3 protein-coding genes and 1 pseudogene are annotated in these 1,787 nt (G+C 51.9%); all 4 read right to left on the bottom strand.

Annotated features, from left to right (window positions below):
- A partial coding sequence (locus HMPREF3149_RS13740; protein ID WP_210385424.1) for a hypothetical protein occupies positions 1-307 on the bottom strand: 307 nt, incomplete at its 3' end.
- Positions 308-390: 83 nt separating this feature from the next.
- Positions 391-582, bottom strand: coding sequence for a hypothetical protein (locus HMPREF3149_RS13345; RefSeq protein ID WP_141741470.1), 192 nt, complete (start codon positions 580-582; stop codon positions 391-393).
- Between the two features lie 766 nt (positions 583-1,348).
- Positions 1,349-1,579, bottom strand: a complete 231-nt coding sequence (locus HMPREF3149_RS12995) for a DUF2599 domain-containing protein (protein ID WP_083280802.1) — start codon at positions 1,577-1,579, stop codon at positions 1,349-1,351.
- Positions 1,580-1,627: 48 nt separating this feature from the next.
- Positions 1,628-1,787 (bottom strand): annotated as a pseudogene (locus HMPREF3149_RS13885) (IS6 family transposase); the annotation flags it as partial.

Genomic DNA, 1,787 nt, shown 5'->3' with positions numbered 1-1,787 from the left:
TGAGGTAGGAACTAAACCCAGGACGCTTCAATTCGCAGTGTGCTTGCCTTTTCATATTGACGACTAGATTTCTGTTGTTTGAGCAGATCCCATTCTTCGACAGGTAGTAAGCGGCAGTACCGCCGACGAAGGCAATTGCTCCTGCAGAGAGGACGGATTCAGACTGTTTCGGAAAGTGCTGCTGCCCATGCAGCTGCCATTGCGCCCACTGCCGCTGATCAGCCGGCTTTGAGGGCCTTTTGGTCGTCTTGGTTGAAGTCGATAGCTGGGGTTCCATGGTCGAATTTGCCGCCGATGCGATCTGCAAATTTTGGTTCTACCACAGTGAAATCGCCCACCCGATTACCAGTTTGTGGGTCATTGATGCGATAACTAGTGGATCTTTCGGTGTCAGTTTCTGAATGGTTGGTTTCCTCGATGCGCCCTTGGCTCTTTGAGCTTCTGGATGTCGGAGTTCCATTCTGGTGTGCCAATCTTATCTAGTTGTTGGTTGACGCCTTCCTGAGTCGAGGCAAGAGATTGCGAGGCGACAGCATCGGCAATAGGGCCGCCGGTGAGTGGAATTGCTACTGCGAGAGTCACGACCGTGATTCTATGGGCGAAATTGCTTTTCAAAACTGTGCCTTCCGGGGTTGCTTGCAATCGTCCGGTGCGGTTGACACGAGGTTATATAAGGATAAAGCAATAGGAAATGATTGTCAATAGCGCCTATGTGGGTTTCTGTATCGGGATCAAGGCATCACCCAAGGCTGCCCCATGAAACCGCGGCGAACGCTCCACACGAAATGCCGGTTAAGGGTCAAAATGTGTGTCTGGCTCGGCGTGTCGCTTGGGCTAGATTTGGCCTTTTTGGATGCCGATTGAATGGTTGTAGTTGGGGGGGTCAACAGGACAAAACGTACCTGTTGACCTGTTCATATTCCGGACGCCTGTAATACACCGCTCTAACAGTGTTAGTCCCGGTCATCCAATTGGCTAAAGCAGGATCGACACTCCCCTAGAGCAAAAAGCATCTTTCACCCAAGCGCAAAGGCTTCCTTCCCATTCACGCCCGACGCTACTAAATATGGGTCACTGCGGATAGCGATGTACCTTCCTGTGCTCGAACCAGGCCCAAATCAAAGAAGCCAAGAACAACAGTGGCGTAACCCACGCCAGACGATGCCACCAATGTGCTCCAAAGTATGATTCATCAGCACTTAGTCCTGCTAGATAATTGATTACAAGCGTTGCGATGAACAGCACTACAACGACACTAACGCTCCACCAGTAGGCTGCGCTTTTCTGTTTACGCATCAATGCCACCCTCCTCAACACATGTTTGCTGTTTTAGCACGGGTTTGTATGGTTAGTCGTCTCCCCCACCCAGATTACATCGTTCGGCTATTGTTCTAGGAAGTCCAACATCAGGGCGCCAATCCTCCAAGTTCCAACTAGGCTTAACTCGGGCGACTTGAGATAGCGGGTGAAACACAATCTGGTTGTGGAGGCTTCCGGTATCCGAAACCCCCTTGGATTTTGCTTCATTCCAACCTGCAGTTTCAGGGGAGGTGTTGTTGCAAAGTTGGGGGCAGAGCAGCGAAGACTCAGTTTCTCATTCCCTGGTGGCCGCTGCGTGTGGGCGTTGTTAGGCCGTCTCGAAGACCTGGTTGACGATCACCGCGTCCGGGTTCGGTTGCCCGTAGGCAAACATCGCGCCTTGTCCTTTCCGCAATGAGTGCATCGCCTCCATCCCTTTCAACGTCCGATATGCAGATGTCCGGTTCTTAAACGCGCCTTTCGGCCCG

It is taken from the genome of Corynebacterium sp. HMSC05E07, from assembly GCF_001807225.1.
Lineage (GTDB): Bacteria > Actinomycetota > Actinomycetes > Mycobacteriales > Mycobacteriaceae > Corynebacterium > Corynebacterium singulare.
Note: the sequence above shows the minus strand (reverse complement) of the source record. Positions and strands in the feature narration are given on the sequence as shown.